This is a genomic window from Oscillospiraceae bacterium, assembly GCA_025757985.1.
GTDB lineage: Bacteria > Bacillota > Clostridia > Oscillospirales > Ruminococcaceae > Gemmiger.
Genome location: CP107210.1, coordinates 1166520 through 1181880 on the forward strand (window position 1 = coordinate 1166520; position 15361 = coordinate 1181880).

The following is a 15361-nucleotide window of genomic DNA, read 5'->3' on the forward strand; positions in this document are numbered from 1 at the left end:
TCTAAGCTCCTATCCTCACTTGGTTTCGCGGTGAAGGGTATGCTTCTTGCAGAAACGGCAATACTTCTTCATCTCAAGACGGTCGGGAGAATTCTTCTTGTTCTTCTCCTTGTTGTAGTTGCGCTGCTTGCACTCAGTGCAGGCCAGGGTGATCTTGACAGTCATTGTTCGGCACCTCCATTATCGGTTAATAAGCCTCCCTCGCGCTTGCAGGCGCCCTTGAAAAAGGGCATAAAAAATAAACCCGCAAAAGAGGTGCTACCATAATAACACGACTGCGGGTTTAAGTCAAGCGGATTTGCAAATTTTTTTGTACTTTTTTGACGCCGTGGCGAGGAACGCAGCATACAGGCGGGCATTGCCCGCCCGCGGGTCATCGTTGACGCCGACCCCTACGATAACAAATCACGCACCGCTGCCATTCCTGCATCCGTCAGGCATACCCCGCCTTTGGCTTTGGCGGTTTCGGCAGTTACATAATCCACCGCCGATGCGGGGCGGGTGCTGAGGTAGGTCAGCGTATCCTCCAAGGCGCTTACATCGGCGGCCAGCAGGTCGGTCAAAAGGCGGGCGCTCTGGCTGCGCAGCCCTGCGGGGAACGCCGCCAAAAGCGCCGGGTTCTGCCGGGCAAAGGCGGCCCAGACGGCGGCGCGGGCATCGGCCTGCGCCGAGGCGCCTGTCAGCATTCCCTGCATTTTTTCGATCAGCGTCCCCGCCTGTGCGGCGGTGCATTCGGCTACGGGCTCCCTGCCGTAGCCCAGTGCCTGCCGTGCAGTGGGCGTGAGCAGTGCGGCTGTGTCGAACCGGACCAGGGCATCGGACCCGGCGCAGGCCGCCCATGTCGCAGGGGTTGCAGCGATATAATGCAGCGCGGGCGCAGCGCTCTCCCCTGTGGCCACAGTGCCGCAGAGCAGCTGTGCTGCCCGCCCGGCTCCTGCGGCAAGGGTGCAGTCCGCCAGTGTGGTCGTGCCGGCGGGCGCGTTTACGCGCAGCGAGCCGGGCAGTGCGCAGAGGGTCAGCGTCTGCTGCGGGCCGTCTGCCCGGACCAGCAGGAAGGCAGGCTCCTCCTGCTGGATGACCAGCAGAAGGGGGAAGATCCCCTGCGCGCCGGGCTCGATGCGCAGAGTGCTTTCTGCGGCGGAGGCCCGGCGCAGAAGCTGCTGCTTTTGGTATTGGTCGGTAAAAAAGGCCACCGTCAGGATCATGGGCAGAAGCAGCAGCAGCGTCAGCCCCAGACTGTACCAGAAGATCCCCCGTTTAGAACGCATAACCCACACACCCCTTGCAAAGACTATGCCCAGAGTGTAGCCCGGAAGGGCTGCGCTTATACACGAAAAAAGGAGTGCTTGGTATGTTTGATGTGTTTGGTCCCCACGGTGCCGAGGAGGAGCGCGAGGCGCTCTGGACCGATTTGAGCGAGATCCCCGATGAGCATTACAGCGAGGAGAACCCGCAGCACACCACGCAGGAGGTCATCGTTCCCCCGGCGCAGGAGCCATACGGCCCGGCAATCGTGCCGCCGGAGGAAAACTGAGCAGGGGCGAGCAATGCTCGCCCCTACATAATCGCGTTATCGTCTACTGCCACCGCTCGGGCAGGATGCCCACGCAGCAGGGAGAGCGGCGGACATCGAAGACGGGGGCATCCTTACTCCTTTTTATATACCAAAAATCGGAACCCGATTTCGGTGGTCAGGCTTTCGCAGGCGGCAAGACGGGCGGCCCCGTCTGCGGGGGTGTTCCAGTAATAAGGCGTCATCGCAAACAGATCCTGCACGCTCTGCCCCTGCAGGGTGAGGACGGCCTCAGACGAAACCGCCCGCACAAACGAAAAGCCGTCATATTCGGTCTGCCGCACCTCGTTTTCATAGGGGTGGTCATAGAGGATTTTCTTCAGCCCGAAGAGATGCCGTGCGGTGGGGACCGCATAGATCAGATGTCCGCCCGGGCGCAGCATACGGGCAAACTCAGTCTCCGCCATCGGTGAGAAGATGTTCAGCAGCAGGTCAGCCCAGCCGTCCCGCACGGGGGCGCAAAAGCTGCCGCCGACACAGAAGGCTGCCTCGGGCACCAGCCGGGAGGCCAGCCGCACGGCCTCCTTGGAAAGGTCAAAGGCCGCAAGCTGCGGGCCGTTCAGGGCCTCATAAAGGTATTTGTCATAGCTGCCCTCGCCGCAGCCGGCGTCCACGATATGGCCGTGGGGCAGTGCGGCGCAGAGCTCCGCCAGCGTCTGCATAAGCGGCGCATAGTGCCCGGCGGAGAGGAACGCACGGCGGGCGCGGACCATCGCCTTGCCGTCACCGGGGTCGGCAGTGTGCTTTTTCTGCATCGGCAGCAGATAAGCGTAGCCCTCCCTTGCGAGGTCAAAGCTGTGCGCTTTGGGGCAGCGCAGGGTGCGCGCATTCAGCAGCAGCGGTCCGCCGCAGACAGGGCAGCGCAGCGCTGCCGCTGTGGCGGGGGTCATTCCGCTGCCGGGGCGGCGGGTGCGGCCGTCTCCGGCGTCTCGGTTTTTTCAGGGGGCAGGGGCACGGTTATGCCGCCGTGGGCTGCCAGATAGTCCTCAAAGTTCGCAAACTTCTGCTTCGGCGGGCGGCGGGTGATCAGCTCCAGCCCGGGCTCGTCCTCCTGCATACGCTTCGGCGGGCGGGCGCTGCGGGGCTGGCGGGGTGCCTTGGGCTGGTCCGGCAGCGGGCGGCTGGGGGTCTGCGGTGCCGGGCGGCTGCTGCGCCGGGGCTGCTGGGGTGCAGCCGGACGCGCACTCTGCTGCGGCGCGGCCGGGTGCTGTGCGGGGGCCGCCGGGCGGGCGGACTGTCCGCGGCGGGGGCGGGCACCGCTGCGGCTCCCCTCTTTGGGGGCGTTCGGGGCAGTGCCCTGCGGCGCAGGCTTGCGGGCAGCAGGTGCCTTGCCCTCACGCTGGGGCTGCTGGGCCTGCGGGGCACTGCCGTTCCCGGCAGGGCGACGGCGGCGGCGACGGTGCGGGGCACCGTTCGGGGTCTGGGCGGGCTTTTCCATAATTCACCTGATCCTTATAAGCCGATGACACGGCATTCGTTGTAGTATCGTTTTTCCTCGGCATGGCCCATGCTGAAGGTCTTGCGGGGCAGTACGCCGCCCAGCACAACACCCTTGAACAGGTCGGCCTTGGCAAAATCGGGCAGCAGTATGGCGGTGGCGGGCTTGGCGGGGTCGGCAGCCAATGCCATCGCAACGCTCTCGCCGTGGATATAATCGACCGTTACACCGGGGTGGCGGGGCAGATAATCAGCCAGAAAGGCTTCAACACTGCCGACAGTCAGCGGTGCGGGCGGGTTGGCCAGCGCCACGGCGGACTCACCGCAGGCGTCAGCCAGACGCAGCCGCTGGTCGGAGGCGGTGGTGCTGCTTCCCTGCCGGCGGTCCCACGCATCCAGCGCGGCGTACAGCTCCTTGGCGGATACGCCGAACACCACGCGATGGATCGGCTCGATCTCAATGGCGGGGCTGTGGACATTGCAGACCTCGGCCAAGCACCAGCGGGCCGGATGGGTCTGGCGCTGCTCCTCGGTCAGGGTGGGCTTCAGCTCCTCCCAATAGGCTTTTGCGGTGGCAAGGCTGTGGTTGCCGTCGCCAACGGCCAGCACCATCGGCTCCTGCCCTTTGGCGGCGGGCCAGCGGCGGGCAAAGGCGGCGGGGTCGGCCAGTGCAGCCAGCGCGGCATCGACCTGTGCGACCAGCGCCGGGTCCTCCACGGCCCAGCCGCGCAGGCGGCCACCGCCCAGCATCAGCTCCCCGTCATAGAGCGGGGGCAGCGTGTCCTTGATCTGACCGATCGGCTCGATCAGGGTGCAGCCGGCGTCATCGGCCAGCATCATGACATGGGGGGTCTCCAGCGTGGCACCCCGGCGTACCTTCAGGCGCGGGGGGATGCGCTCCACAACGGTGCTTTCGCTGGGACGGATGGCGGGCTTGGCACCGCTGGTGTAGTCGTAGGCCTCCAGATCCACGGCGCCCACAAGGCCCTGACGGATGGTGCCGTCCATCTGGGTGCGCTCTACATAAACATAGCCATGTACTTTTCTTGTCAGAACGGTATGGCGGTAGTCCTCCATCGTGCGGCGGATGCTCTGCAGGCGCGCGTCCTCCTGCGGGGTGCCGAGATAGGCCTCCGGCAGGACGATGTGCAGGGTGCTGGGCTTGTTTTCGGCGCGCTGCTCGGCGCGCTGCCAATACTCCGGCTGGGAGGTGAACTGGTCAACAGCGATGCAGGCCCACGGATCCAGCGGAATACCGGCGGCAGGCAGTAAAATATCGGCTGCGGTAAAGCAGGCTTCGGACATGATAACGACCCCCTCACAAAAGCAAAATTACAATACGACGGTATGGCCCACAAGGGCGTAAATGGCCAGACTCAGCACACCGATGTAGATCATCGAGCTGGGCAGGCCCTGAAAGATCGAGGGAACGGCCTTACTGCGCAGACGGCGGCGGCCCTCCCGGACGATGTAGACAGCAAAGACATAGCCTAGCCCGCTGCCAAGGGAAAAGGCAATGCACTGCAGGATCGTATAGTTCTGGTTGGCACAGACGAGCATGGTGCCCAGCACTGCAGTGCTGCAGGTGGCCAGACTGAGCTGGCTGCGGCAGCTGTGGCGCAGGCGGCGGGGCAGCAGCCCCAGCAGCAGCCATGTGACAGCCATGGCCGCCACGCCGCAGGTCAGGTAGACAACGGGGCGCAGGGCCGACATCGGCAGCCAGTCCGGCAGATAGTCGCGCAGCCATGGGAAAAACAGGTTGTGTGCGGCCCAGCCCGGCAGTGCGGACAGGGTCAGGACGAGCAGCAGCGGCAGGCAGAAATCCCAGACCTGAGTGCGGTGATCCGGCACCAGCTTTATCAGGCGGCTGACGCCCAGCGCGCGGGCCAGAACGACATTCTCTGCAAAGACAGCCAGCACCATGTAGCTGACAAATTGCAGCACGCCGCTCAGGATCGGCTGCAGCTCAATGTTTACGGTCTGCATACAGGCGGCGCACCTCCTCATGCTTGTAATCGGTATACAGGTTGGCGGCGGCGCACCAGCAGGCGGCCATAACGCCCAGAATGACAAAGCCGCCCGCGGGCAGTGCGGCCAGCGGCAGCAGCGCATTGTGCATGACCACATGGCCGAACACGGAACCGGTGGCCAGCAGCTCACGCAGGCAGCCGACCAGCAGCAGCACGACACACATGCCGAGCGCATTGTTGAAGCCGTGGCGCAGCGCTTCCTTCACCGGCTCAAGCTCGGAAAATTCCATACGCTTGACGATGGCAGGCTCCACAACAAGGATCGGCAGATAGATGCCCAGCAGCGTGAGATCTGCGCCGAACAGCGCGTAGAGCAGCACATAGGTGGGAATGTAGAGCAGCGCTGCGGTATAGCAGTAGATGACCGGGCGGAAACGGTTGCCGGTCAGGTGGCAGACTGCCACAGCCAGCATGCGGGTAAAGGTGACAAGAATCAGCGCGGCGATGCAGAGCATCAGCGCCCGTTGGCCGTCCAGTGCGGCGCCGATGACCGGGGCCAGGCCCAGCCCGCGCACGACAACCGGGTTGGAGAGCAGGATGTGGTCGGCGCGGATGCGCTCGTTCAGCGCGGCCTCGGCCTCCTTGTAGCTGTTGGCCGGAGCGGCCCGTTTGTGCTTTGGCGCAGGGGCAGCAGCGGGCTGCGGGGCAGTCTGGACAGGCTGCGGTGCTGTGACCTCCGGCTGCGGGACTGCCTGCGGCGCGGGGGCCACGGGCTGCACGGCGGGCATCTGCAGGGTGCGGGCATCCTCGGCAGCGGGCTGCTGTGCCGGTGCTGCGGGGGCAGGCGCTGCCGGGGTAAAGCCGGGCTTGCCGTATTCCCTGTCGCGGTAGGTGCGGAAATGCTCCTCCTCGGCGCGGGCCTCGGCCTGACGGGCAGCCTCCCGCTCGGCCTGACGGCGCTGGACCTCCTCCAGCATGGCGCGGCGCTCGGTCTGGGTGTAGCGCGGGCGGCTGGTGGGGATGATGACGGTATCATTGTGGGCAGCGGTGTTGCGCGGGGGCGCTGCAGGCTGCTCCTGCGGCTGTACGATCGGCTTTTTGGGCACAGGGGTCCCGGCCTGCATGGCGGCGATGGCCTGCTCGATCTCAGCGCGGGTGGCCCCCTGCTCTGCCATGCGGCGGGCAGTCTCCACCATCTCTTTCGTGATATGCGGGATGATCAGCGTCTCGGAGCGTTCCTCGCCCCGGCGCTTACTCGGTTTTTGCTGCATTGGCAAGACGCTGCTCCTCCTCTCTCATAAAGCGGATGCGCTCGGTACGGTGGCTGATGAGGTCCAGCCACTCGGGAATGGCGCCTGCAATCAGCAGGGCGCAGCAGACGGCGCACTCATACGGGCTGAAGGTGCGGAACACATGGGTCATGATGCCGAGCATCGTGCCGTAGACGATGCGGCTCATCGGACGATCCGGCATCGTGACCGGCTCACAGATCATGAACAGGCCGCCGAACAGCGCTGTGCCGGACAGCACGATATATTTTTCGAGATAGACGCGCTGGCGGATATACTCCCACGGGAGGGAGAAGGTCGGCAGCTCGTTCAGATTCGGGAAAAGCCACGGCAGGCCGATGACAAACACAAAAAACGGGATGACGACCAGAGGGCTGATGCGGCCCCGCACCAGCAGGAAGAGGCCGCACGCCATCAGGACGAGCGCGGCGCTGGTGCCCACAGCGGCCGAGACATTGCCGGTCAGCAGATTCATCGTGCTGGCGCTGGGCAGACCGCCGTCGCGCAGGGTCGCGTTCATGCCCTCGACCAGAGTGGTGTTTACCTCCCCAAAGAGCGGCAGCTGGGTGCCGGGCACGGGGTAGGAAAAGACATTCTTAGGCCAGGAGATGCCGGCGACCACGACACCGACGGCAGCCGGGTGGAACGGATAGTGCCCCTCACCGCCGAAGGCCTCCTTGACCAGCACGGCAACAATGACGGCGGCGATGACGATGGGATAGGAGATGCTGGCGGGCATCATCAGCACGATCAGCGCGGCAAAGCACTCGCTGGACGGCTCATGGGACTGGTAGCCCGTGCCGTGCAGCGGTGCCAGCGCGCAGTCGCACAGGTAAGCGGTCAGCAGCGCCGCCAAAAAAAGCAGCACCGGGCGCAGACCGTAAAAATAGCATGACATCCCGACCAGCGGGAGCGAGCACCAGAGAATATCGCTGTAGTAGCTGTAATTCGGGCTGCGCTCGACTTTCATACGTTTGGGCATGGGGAAAAGCTCCTTTACTTGCTGTGCAGTACACGCACCACAGCGGCGGGGTCCTCAGCGCGGAAAAGAGAATTTCCGGCTACGAGCCAGTCGACACCGGCCTCAATGCACTGCGGGCCGGTCACGGTGTTTATGCCGCCGTCCACCTCGATCAGGGTATTGCAGCCCAGACGGGTACGCTCGGCACGGATGGCGGCGATGCGGGCCGGGGTGGTGGGAAGAAATTTCTGCCCGCCGAAGCCCGGCTCCACGCTCATCACAAGGATCAGATCCACAACGCCGAGATACGGAAAGACGGCCTCCACGGGGGTGCCGGGGCGGATGCTGATGCCGACCTGACAGCCGGTGGCGCGGATGGCGGCGATGACATCCTCCACCGTGTCGGGCACGGCCTCAAGATGGAAGGTGATGAGATCGGCGCCGGCCTTGGCAAAATCCGCGGCATAGCGGGCCGGGTCGCTGATCATCAGGTGAACATCATAAAAGACATCGGGCAGGGCGGCGTGCAGGCAGGTAAGCACCGGCGCACCGTAGCTGATGTTCGGCACAAAATGGCCGTCCATCACATCAAAATGCATTACATCGGCACCGGCCTCCAGCAGGCGGGTGCAGTCCTTGTGCAGGTTGGCAAAATCGGCCGACAAAATCGAAGCGGCAACTTTCGTCATGATACAATTAACTCCCTTATATAAACTGGTTCCCACAAATTCCTGTGCAGTGCGCACATATAAGAGTATTATATCCCATTACAAGCCAAAAAGCAAGGCGGCCGCCAAGCACAAACCGCCCGCAGAGCTGCCGCAATGCGGCTCTGCGGGCGGTTGTGAAAGTTTTTCAGCGGGCAAGGGCAGCCAGCAGTAAAAGGACAAAAAAGGACTGCAGTGTAAGCAGTCCCGCAAAGAGCGGATGCTGCCGGAGCATTTGAGTGAAGGTACGCCCGCACATGATGGGTCAGTCCTTTTTGTGGGTGCGCCAGTGGTGCACGGTCTGCAGCTGGAATTCAAAATCCCGGGCGTCCTTGGCCAGCTGGCTCGACAGGATGATGCCGGAGATGAAGAGCAGCAGCGCTGCGACCAGCACAAAGCAGCAGACGATCAGCGTGGGGAAGCGCGGAACCAGACCGGTCTGGAAATACTCACTCAGCACCGGCACCATAAAGCCGACGCCGAACACCGCCAGAATGGCCGCCAAAATGCCGAAGAACATAAACGGGCGGTAGTTTTTAAACAGCCGGCCGATCGTACCCAGCACCTTGAAGCCGTCTGAGTAGGTGTTCAGCTTGCTCTCGGAGCCTTCGGGGCGGTCGCGGTAGTCAATAACGACATTCTCGACCTGCATGTTGCGCTGCAGGGCATGGATGGTCATCTCGGTCTCGATCTCAAAGCCGCGGGACAGCACCGGATAGGTCTTGACGAACTGGTAGCTGAAGGCGCGGTATCCGGTCATAATGTCCTTGATTTTGCCGCCGAACAGATGGTTGGTGCAGAACCGCACCAGATCATTGCCGAAGTTGTGGAACGGGCGCTTGTTCTGTGTGTAGTAGGTGCTGGACAGCCGGTCACCCACGACCATGTCTGCCTGACGCTCGGTCACGGCGGCAACCATCTCGGGCGCAGCCTCAGCCGGATAGGTGTCATCGCCGTCCACAAGGATGTACGCCTCGGCGTCTATTTCGCGGAACATGCGGCGCATGACATTGCCCTTGCCCTGCTGGTACTCATGGCGGACGACCGCCCCGGCCTTGGCGGCCAGCTCGGCCGTGCCATCGGTAGAATTGTTATCGTAGACATAGACCGTAGCGTCAGGCAGGACGCGGCGGAAATCTGTGACGACCTTCTCGACGGTTTTGGATTCGTTGTAGCAAGGGATCAATACGGCGATTTTATCCATAATACTCCTCCGGGAAATTTACATCCAGAATTGAACAAGGCGGCTGACGGTGTAATAAAGGGACGGATTCATGCCCTGCAGCCAAGGCTCCATGGCGAACAGCGTGCAGAAGCGGTAAACGGCGGTGTATGCCACGGCGGCAGCCATGACCACGCGCAGCGCAGACAGTGCGGCAGCGGCGGTGGCATCCCCCACGGCGGTGCGGCGGCTGAGTGCGCCCTCGGCACAGAACCAGCACAGCGCCGCCCCGACGAGCAGTACCGGGCTGTAATCCATCAGATAGCGGTAGAGCACCCCGGCCATTTCGCAGTCCACAACGGTCATGACGACCATGGCGGCGATGCCGCCGTAGACAATGCCCGCCACAGCGCGGCGGTGGTGCAGACAGCGGCGGAACGCGGGCAGCAGCGGCAGCGCCAGCACCCACAGGTAGGGCGTGGCGGCCAGCATACCGCCGGTGAATTTCTCGCTGATGGTGCGAATGACGGCGTTCGTCTGGACGTCCGTCTCCCGCAGGAAGGGGAACACGCCCTGCCAGCTGGGCAGCTCAAACAGGCTGGTAAACACAGCAGGCCCGATGCGCACGGCATTGAAGCCGCGCTGGGTCATATCGTTGCCGGTCAGGTTGTAGTTGGCACCGAAGTCGAAGGGCGAACCGAACCGCGCGGCGTTGTACCACATCAGCCCGGCGGCAACTACGACCACCGGCAGGATAAAGGCGGCGGCCTCCCCTACCCCGGCGCGGCTGCGCAGCCGCTTTTGCCCGATGTACCGCTGCCAGAAGATGGGCACGGCCAAAAAGGCGAACAGCTCCATTTGAGGGCGACACCCGGCCACCAGCGCTACAAACAGGCTGCCAAAGGCAAGCCTGACTAAAAGCGCCCCGCGCTTTTCCACTGGGGTATTGGCGGCGGAAAGCCAGAGCCACAGCCCCAGCATCAGCAGTGCCGCACCGCAGAGGATGGCGTACTCATAAATGTAGGGCCGCACCAGCAGGTAATACAGCTGGCTGCCCAGCACAACGGCGGCCATGGCCAGCAGGTACGCGGCGCTGGTGGTCCGCGGGAACCACCGGCGCACGGCCTGCCCCACCAAGCCGAAGCAGGCGGCAAGAAGCAGCAGCCCCAAAACGACCATGCAGGGCGCATAAGCCAAGTTCTGGATACCGGTCAGTGCCTCAAACGGCAGTTGGAATAACAGACACGGTACGATACCAAAATAGACGTAATATCGCCCATTGTAGAAGGCGTGATCCCAGTGGATATCGTTGATCTGCGCCGCATCCCGCGCCCCGGCGTCGTAGGGGTTCTCCAGCGCCAGCAGCTCGGCGGGCGGGTCGGCCTCCAAATCTAAGCGGCCGTTCAGCAGACTGTGGGCCAGCGCGCCGTACTGCTGGTAGACAAAGCTGACGGTGCTTTTGCCATCCCAGAACGCGGTGTTGTAATCTTTCGTGGCAAGGCCGGTGTTGCTCGGCTCCCAGAAAGGCACGACCACCACAAAGGCGGCCAGCACCAGGCCCAGCACGGCGGCTGCGGCGCGGTCGCACACATTGCCTGCCAGCCAGCGGCGGTGCCATAACCCGCTGGCCGGGCGCAGGCCATACAAGGTCAGCAAAGCCAGAAATACCGCGATAAAACGCAGAACCGAGAAATCCAGCGCCCGCGGGGCGTTCGCCGTGATGCCGCTGAACGTCAGCGCCACCGGGAACTGCGCGTAGGTGGAGCTGTACCCGGCGGCAGTCAGCGTCATCATGCCGATGTTGCCGGTCAGGTCCAGGCTGATGGTGTGGGTGCGCGGGGCCTGCAAGCCGATCTGCCAGCTGCCGAAGCGGGTCAGCTCGGTGTTGGCGGCGTCGGTGCCCTCAATGGTGAAAGTGACGGCGCTGTCCGCGTGGAGCGGGTCTGTGTCGTCACTGACCAGACCGTCAAACCGCAGGTTGTAGATGGGGTGGTCGATGTCCAAAAAACGCAGGTAGGTCCGCCCCTCGTCCAGCGAGATCGTACCCAGCCCACGCCCAACGTTGATGTTCTCGTCGAGGTAGTCAACGAGCTGGAACGGCTCATAGCTGTGGGTGTTGAAGTAGGCAACGTTGCCGACGAATACTTCCAACCCCAGCGCCGTGACGAGCAGCAGCGGAACAACGGCTTTCAGCCCCTTGCGGCCAAAGCTACGCAGCCCGGCGGTGACGAAACCGGTCCAGCCGTTCAGTGCTGTGACGGCCACGAGACGGAACGCATTGAAGCCGACGGTCAGCCCGGGGCGGTGGTAGGCAAAGCCGGCGAACAGCCAGGTGGCCAGCCATAGGCCGACGGCCCAGACGATGTCCTGCTTTATGACGCTGCGTCGCTGAAGCTTTCCGGGCAAAAGCCCGAACAGCGCGGAGACCAGCGCCGTGAGGAAGATCGTTATCAGGAAAAACATGGGGCGCAGTCGGCTCCTTTCAGTGTGAATAAGGCTTCCCCCCGGGGAAGGCTTTTATCACTGTTTCGCGTACTTTTCGATCTCGTGCAGCCAAAAATTGGCGGTGCGGTCCCAGCTGTATTTCTGCAGGACTTCGTCAGGGGCGGCCACGGGCTGGGCGGCCAGCTTGTCAAGGTCAGTGTCGTAGTCATAGGGATCAAAATACCGCGCCGTATCGCCGTACAGCTCGGGCAGGCAGGTGGCGTTGGCCAGCGCAATGGGCGCACCAAGCGCCAGTGCCTCCAGCGGCGGGATGCCGAAGCCTTCAAACACGGCAGGGTGCAAAAACAGCTTGCAGTGCTTCATCAGGGCGGCGTTCTCGGCGTCCGAGACATAGCCGGGGTAGAAAACATTGTGGGTATCCCTGGCCTCGGTGTCATCGCCGAAGGCGCGCAGATCCTTGCCGCCTGCGACCACAAAGGTCTTGTCGGGGTTGCGGCGGGCGACTTCGCGGATCCATTTGAAGTTCTTGTGCTTCGCCAGACTGCCGAGCGCGTAATAATACTCCCCTTTTACAACGCCGGGCATCTTGTCAAAGATGCTCTCGTCAGGGGTGACGCCCTTCATATGCTCCCAGCCGTTGTAGGTTATGCCAATCTTGTCCAGCGGGATGCCCAGCTTCTCGCTGATGAGGTGGCGCTGGTTGTCGCTGACGGTGAACACCCGCTGTGCGAACCATTTGGTGGACAGGCAGTGCACCCAGAACTTGAAGCGGAAAAAGCCCTTGTCGGTATCCATGACGAGCGGGCGGATGTCGTGCAGCACCACAACACTGCGCTTTGTCAGCAGCATATCGCTGGCAAGGCCGACATAAAAGGCGTGGGTGCGGCGCAGATAGGCGGGCAGCACGGCCAGATTGTAGAAATATTTGACGGCCTTGAGCGGCACAAGCCGGATGTTTTTCAGCTCAGGCAGGTGGATGGGGCGGCCGTCGTCCCGGTAGGCGATGCGGACATCCAGACCAGTGCCCTCGATGAGCTTGTCCAGACGCACCACAGTTTCATAGACATAGCGCGGGATGCCGGTGATGTTGTCGCACAGCACCGTGCCGTTGATGACGATGGGGTTCAATCCAGTTCCTCCTTCTCCCAGTGGGAGCAGTCCAGCAGCTCCTGCTGCCAGTCGGCCATGCGGCGCTCGCAATACTCCTTCAGCTCGCGCTCAAAGCGCTCCTCGCTGAAGGAGCGGCTGTGCTCACGGATTTCTTCTTTAGAATAAGCCACGCCGTCGCGCTCAAACCGCTCGATGCAGTCGGCAAGGCTCTCGACGGTCTGCTCTTTGAACCAATAGCCGGTCTTGCCGGGGCGCACACTCTCGCACGCGCCGCCGCGGCCGTAGGCCAGCACGGGCGTGCCGGCGCTCTGAGCTTCCACCGGCGTGATGCCGAAGTCCTCTTCACCCGGGAAAAGGAACGCCTTGGCCCGCAGGTAGTAGCTGCGCACTTCCTCGTCGGAAAGGCCGCCGCCCAGAAATTCCACGGTCGGGCCGGCCATAGCCTTGAGCTTGTCCAGCTCTCCCCCGCCGCCGATGACGACAAGGCGTTTGCCCAGTCTGGTGCAGGCCTGCACGGCGAGATCGACCCGCTTATACCATGTAAGGCGGCCGACTGTGAGGTAAAAGTCCTCCTTCTCGACAAAGGGACTTTCGTTGATATGGCAGCAGGGGTAGATGACATCGCTGTCGCGGCGGTAGTACTTTTTGATGCGCTGGGCGATATAATGCGAGTTGGCGATAAAATAGTCCACCCGGTCGGCGGCGCACTTGTCCCAGATGCGCATCTTGTGCATCTGCCCCGGCATGACGAGGCGGGCAAGCCAGTTGGCATTGGCGCGGTAGGTGTAGTAAAAATCCCACACATAGCGGATGGGCGTATGGCAGTAGCAGATATGCACGGCATCCGGGCGGGTGATGACGCCCTTTGAACAGGAGGAGGACGATGACAGCACGAGATCGTACTCTGTCAGGTCGAACGCCTCAAAGGCACCGGGCATCAGCGGCAGCATGGCCTTGTACAGCTTGTTGGAAAACGGCACCTTCTGAAACCAGCTGGTGCGGATGTCGTAGCTTTTGAACCACTCCGGCATGTTTTTGGGATCGTACACAAGGGTGTAGATGACAGCATTGGGGAAAACATGCTTCATGGCATCGACCACGCGGTCGCCGCCGGCATAGCCGACGAGCCAGTCATGCACAATGGCGACCTTGGGCTCCTTTTTGCTCATTACAGACACTCCTGTCCGATAACGCAGAATGCGTTACTGCAATTTTTCGTCATTGACCATCTTGCCGCCGAACACCGTGCGGAAGATGATCTTGATGTCAAGCGCTACGGTCCAGTTTTCGATATACCAGATGTCGTAGCGGATGCGCTCGGCAATGTCGGTATCGCCGCGCAGGCCGTGGATCTGCGCCCAGCCGGTGCAGCCGGGGCGGACCTGCTGGCGCACCAGATAGCGCGGGATCTCCTCCTTGAAATGCTCTACATGGTAGGGCACCTCGGGCCGCGGGCCGACTAAGGACATATCCCCCTTCAGCACATTAAAGAACTGCGGCAGCTCGTCAAGGCTGCATTTGCGGATAAAACTGCCGAAGTGGGTCTTGCGCGGATCGTAATCGGTGGACCAGCCGGTCTGCTGCTGCACATTGACCCGCATTGAGCGGAATTTATACATCATAAAGGGCTTTTTGTTCAGGCCGATGCGCTCCTGCTTAAAGATGATCGGCCCGGGGCTGGACAGCTTGACGCCGATGGCGGTCGCCAGCATGATGGGGCTGGTCAGGATAATCAGAACCAGACTGCCGATAATATCCAGCCCGCGCTTGACGGCGGCGTTGAGCAGGTTGTCAAAGGGCGTCTGCCGCACATTGATCAGCTTGCACTCGTCCAGCACATCGATCGTGGGGCGTGCGGGCAGATAGTCACTGTAGAACGGTACCATCGTGATGCGCACGCCGTTTTTGTCGCAGGCGGCAAAAACATGGGGCAAAAGCTCGATCTCGTCTGCCTCCAGCGCAACGACGACCTCGTCCACCGCCATTTCATCCAGCCTGACGGCCAGACTGTCGTATCCGCCCAGAAATTTCACGCCCAGGCCCGGCTCTTCGACCCTGGCCAGATAGCCGTCCACAACAAAGCCGTAGTAGGGGTTATGCTCCAGCGCGCGCAGATAAAGCGCGGCCGATTTGCCGCCGCCCACCAGCAGGATATGGCGCAGACCCAGCCCCTTGCGGCGGCGGGCGCGATCCACCCAGCGCAGGACCATCCGCTCAAAGACAACGGCGGCCGTGGCCAGCAGATAGAACAGCGCCAGCACGATGCGGGAATAATCGTCAAGGTGCATCAGGTAGAGCGCGGCGACAAAGATCATGATGCCTGCCGCGTTGATAACGGCAATTTTGGTGCAGCGCTCTGCCAGACCGTGCAGGCGGGCGTTGGAGTAGATGCCCGCGACCCAGTAGATGAGCACCAGCACGAGTGAGGTGCCCAGCCCGGCAAGGATGTTGCGGGGGTCGCGCGCTACGGCCAGTGCGGGGCCGGCGCCGCCCGGCTCAAAGAACCGGACAAAGTTGAAGCGGATATAGTTGGCAAGCAAAAAGCCGATAAAAAGCAGCGCTGCATCGAGCAGCAGATATAAAAGGCTTTTGATGCGTTGGTTTTTTTCCAGCACCTGTGGTGCCCTCCCTGAATCGAAAAATACTGTGCCGCAGGGGCGGAGCTTTGCCCCGCCCGGTCATGCGGCGGCAGACGCAGCGTTCCGCG

15 protein-coding genes are annotated in these 15361 nt (G+C 62.5%); 1 reads left to right on the top strand and 14 read right to left on the bottom strand.

Annotated features, from left to right (window positions below; all coding sequences use genetic code 11):
- Positions 1-15: 15 nt before the first annotated feature.
- On the bottom strand, positions 16-165 hold the full coding sequence (gene rpmG, locus OGM67_05900; protein UYJ35841.1) for a 50S ribosomal protein L33: 150 nt from the start codon (positions 163-165) through the stop codon (positions 16-18).
- Between the two features lie 227 nt (positions 166-392).
- On the bottom strand, positions 393-1268 hold the full coding sequence (locus OGM67_05905) for a hypothetical protein (protein UYJ35842.1): 876 nt from the start codon (positions 1266-1268) through the stop codon (positions 393-395).
- An 83-nt stretch (positions 1269-1351) separates the two neighbouring features.
- On the opposite strand from OGM67_05905, the gene OGM67_05910 reads away from it, so the two are divergent.
- The gene (locus OGM67_05910) at positions 1352-1534 is read left to right on the top strand and encodes a hypothetical protein (GenBank protein ID UYJ35843.1); all 183 of its coding nucleotides are present in this window, start codon (positions 1352-1354) and stop codon (positions 1532-1534) included.
- 113 nt (positions 1535-1647) lie between these two features.
- Here the strand turns inward: OGM67_05910 and OGM67_05915 are convergent, their stop codons facing one another.
- The 12 genes from OGM67_05915 to OGM67_05970 form a co-directional block, all read right to left on the bottom strand.
- Positions 1648-2463: a methyltransferase domain-containing protein gene (locus OGM67_05915; GenBank protein UYJ35844.1), complete on the bottom strand. Its 816-nt coding sequence runs from the start codon at positions 2461-2463 to the stop codon at positions 1648-1650.
- Positions 2460-3011, bottom strand: a complete 552-nt coding sequence (locus OGM67_05920) for a hypothetical protein (protein UYJ35845.1) — start codon at positions 3009-3011, stop codon at positions 2460-2462. Before OGM67_05920 ends, OGM67_05915 begins: the two co-directional genes overlap by 4 nt.
- Before the next feature lie 14 nt (positions 3012-3025).
- A complete protein-coding gene (locus OGM67_05925) occupies positions 3026-4315 on the bottom strand; it encodes a DUF1015 domain-containing protein (protein ID UYJ35846.1) in 1290 nt (429 codons plus the stop codon).
- Between the two features lie 27 nt (positions 4316-4342).
- Positions 4343-4996: an NADH:ubiquinone oxidoreductase, subunit RnfA gene (locus OGM67_05930; GenBank protein ID UYJ35847.1), complete on the bottom strand. Its 654-nt coding sequence runs from the start codon at positions 4994-4996 to the stop codon at positions 4343-4345.
- Positions 4977-6251, bottom strand: coding sequence for a hypothetical protein (locus OGM67_05935; GenBank protein UYJ36198.1), 1275 nt, complete (start codon positions 6249-6251; stop codon positions 4977-4979). The genes OGM67_05930 and OGM67_05935 overlap by 20 nt, the downstream gene beginning before the upstream one ends.
- The gene (locus OGM67_05940) at positions 6232-7251 is read right to left on the bottom strand and encodes an RnfABCDGE type electron transport complex subunit D (GenBank protein UYJ35848.1); all 1020 of its coding nucleotides are present in this window, start codon (positions 7249-7251) and stop codon (positions 6232-6234) included. The genes OGM67_05935 and OGM67_05940 overlap by 20 nt, the downstream gene beginning before the upstream one ends.
- Before the next feature lie 14 nt (positions 7252-7265).
- On the bottom strand, positions 7266-7919 hold the full coding sequence (gene rpe / locus OGM67_05945; GenBank protein UYJ35849.1) for a ribulose-phosphate 3-epimerase: 654 nt from the start codon (positions 7917-7919) through the stop codon (positions 7266-7268).
- Between the two features lie 283 nt (positions 7920-8202).
- Positions 8203-9141, bottom strand: a complete 939-nt coding sequence (locus tag OGM67_05950; protein UYJ35850.1) for a glycosyltransferase family 2 protein — start codon at positions 9139-9141, stop codon at positions 8203-8205.
- Positions 9142-9159: 18 nt separating this feature from the next.
- Positions 9160-11562, bottom strand: a complete 2403-nt coding sequence (locus OGM67_05955; GenBank protein UYJ35851.1) for a hypothetical protein — start codon at positions 11560-11562, stop codon at positions 9160-9162.
- A gap of 57 nt (positions 11563-11619) precedes the next feature.
- Complete coding sequence (locus tag OGM67_05960) at positions 11620-12672, bottom strand: glycosyltransferase family 4 protein (protein UYJ35852.1); 1053 nt, start codon at positions 12670-12672, stop codon at positions 11620-11622.
- Positions 12669-13823 carry a glycosyltransferase gene (locus OGM67_05965; protein ID UYJ35853.1) on the bottom strand — a complete coding sequence of 385 codons (1155 nt, stop codon included), beginning with the start codon at positions 13821-13823 and terminating at the stop codon, positions 12669-12671. The genes OGM67_05960 and OGM67_05965 overlap by 4 nt, the downstream gene beginning before the upstream one ends.
- A 33-nt stretch (positions 13824-13856) precedes the next feature.
- A complete protein-coding gene (locus OGM67_05970; GenBank protein UYJ35854.1) occupies positions 13857-15269 on the bottom strand; it encodes an undecaprenyl-phosphate glucose phosphotransferase in 1413 nt (470 codons plus the stop codon).
- Between the last annotated feature and the right edge of the window lie 92 nt (positions 15270-15361).

Bases quoted from the DNA above. Each gene is read 5' to 3' on its own strand.
- OGM67_05965 (UYJ35853.1), bottom strand. From the start codon at position 13,823: ATGAGCAAAAAGGAGCCCAAGGTCGCCATTGTGCATGACTGGCTCGTC.
- OGM67_05950 (UYJ35850.1), bottom strand. From the start codon at position 9,141: ATGGATAAAATCGCCGTATTGATCCCTTGCTACAACGAATCCAAAACC.
- OGM67_05910 (UYJ35843.1), top strand. From the start codon at position 1,352: ATGTTTGATGTGTTTGGTCCCCACGGTGCCGAGGAGGAGCGCGAGGCG.
- OGM67_05920 (UYJ35845.1), bottom strand. From the start codon at position 3,011: ATGGAAAAGCCCGCCCAGACCCCGAACGGTGCCCCGCACCGTCGCCGC.
- rpmG (UYJ35841.1), bottom strand. From the start codon at position 165: ATGACTGTCAAGATCACCCTGGCCTGCACTGAGTGCAAGCAGCGCAAC.
- OGM67_05905 (UYJ35842.1), bottom strand. From the start codon at position 1,268: ATGCGTTCTAAACGGGGGATCTTCTGGTACAGTCTGGGGCTGACGCTG.
- OGM67_05955 (UYJ35851.1), bottom strand. From the start codon at position 11,562: ATGTTTTTCCTGATAACGATCTTCCTCACGGCGCTGGTCTCCGCGCTG.
- OGM67_05915 (UYJ35844.1), bottom strand. From the start codon at position 2,463: ATGACCCCCGCCACAGCGGCAGCGCTGCGCTGCCCTGTCTGCGGCGGA.
- OGM67_05935 (UYJ36198.1), bottom strand. From the start codon at position 6,251: ATGCAGCAAAAACCGAGTAAGCGCCGGGGCGAGGAACGCTCCGAGACG.
- OGM67_05925 (UYJ35846.1), bottom strand. From the start codon at position 4,315: ATGTCCGAAGCCTGCTTTACCGCAGCCGATATTTTACTGCCTGCCGCC.
- rpe (UYJ35849.1), bottom strand. From the start codon at position 7,919: ATGACGAAAGTTGCCGCTTCGATTTTGTCGGCCGATTTTGCCAACCTG.
- OGM67_05930 (UYJ35847.1), bottom strand. From the start codon at position 4,996: ATGCAGACCGTAAACATTGAGCTGCAGCCGATCCTGAGCGGCGTGCTG.
- OGM67_05940 (UYJ35848.1), bottom strand. From the start codon at position 7,251: ATGCCCAAACGTATGAAAGTCGAGCGCAGCCCGAATTACAGCTACTAC.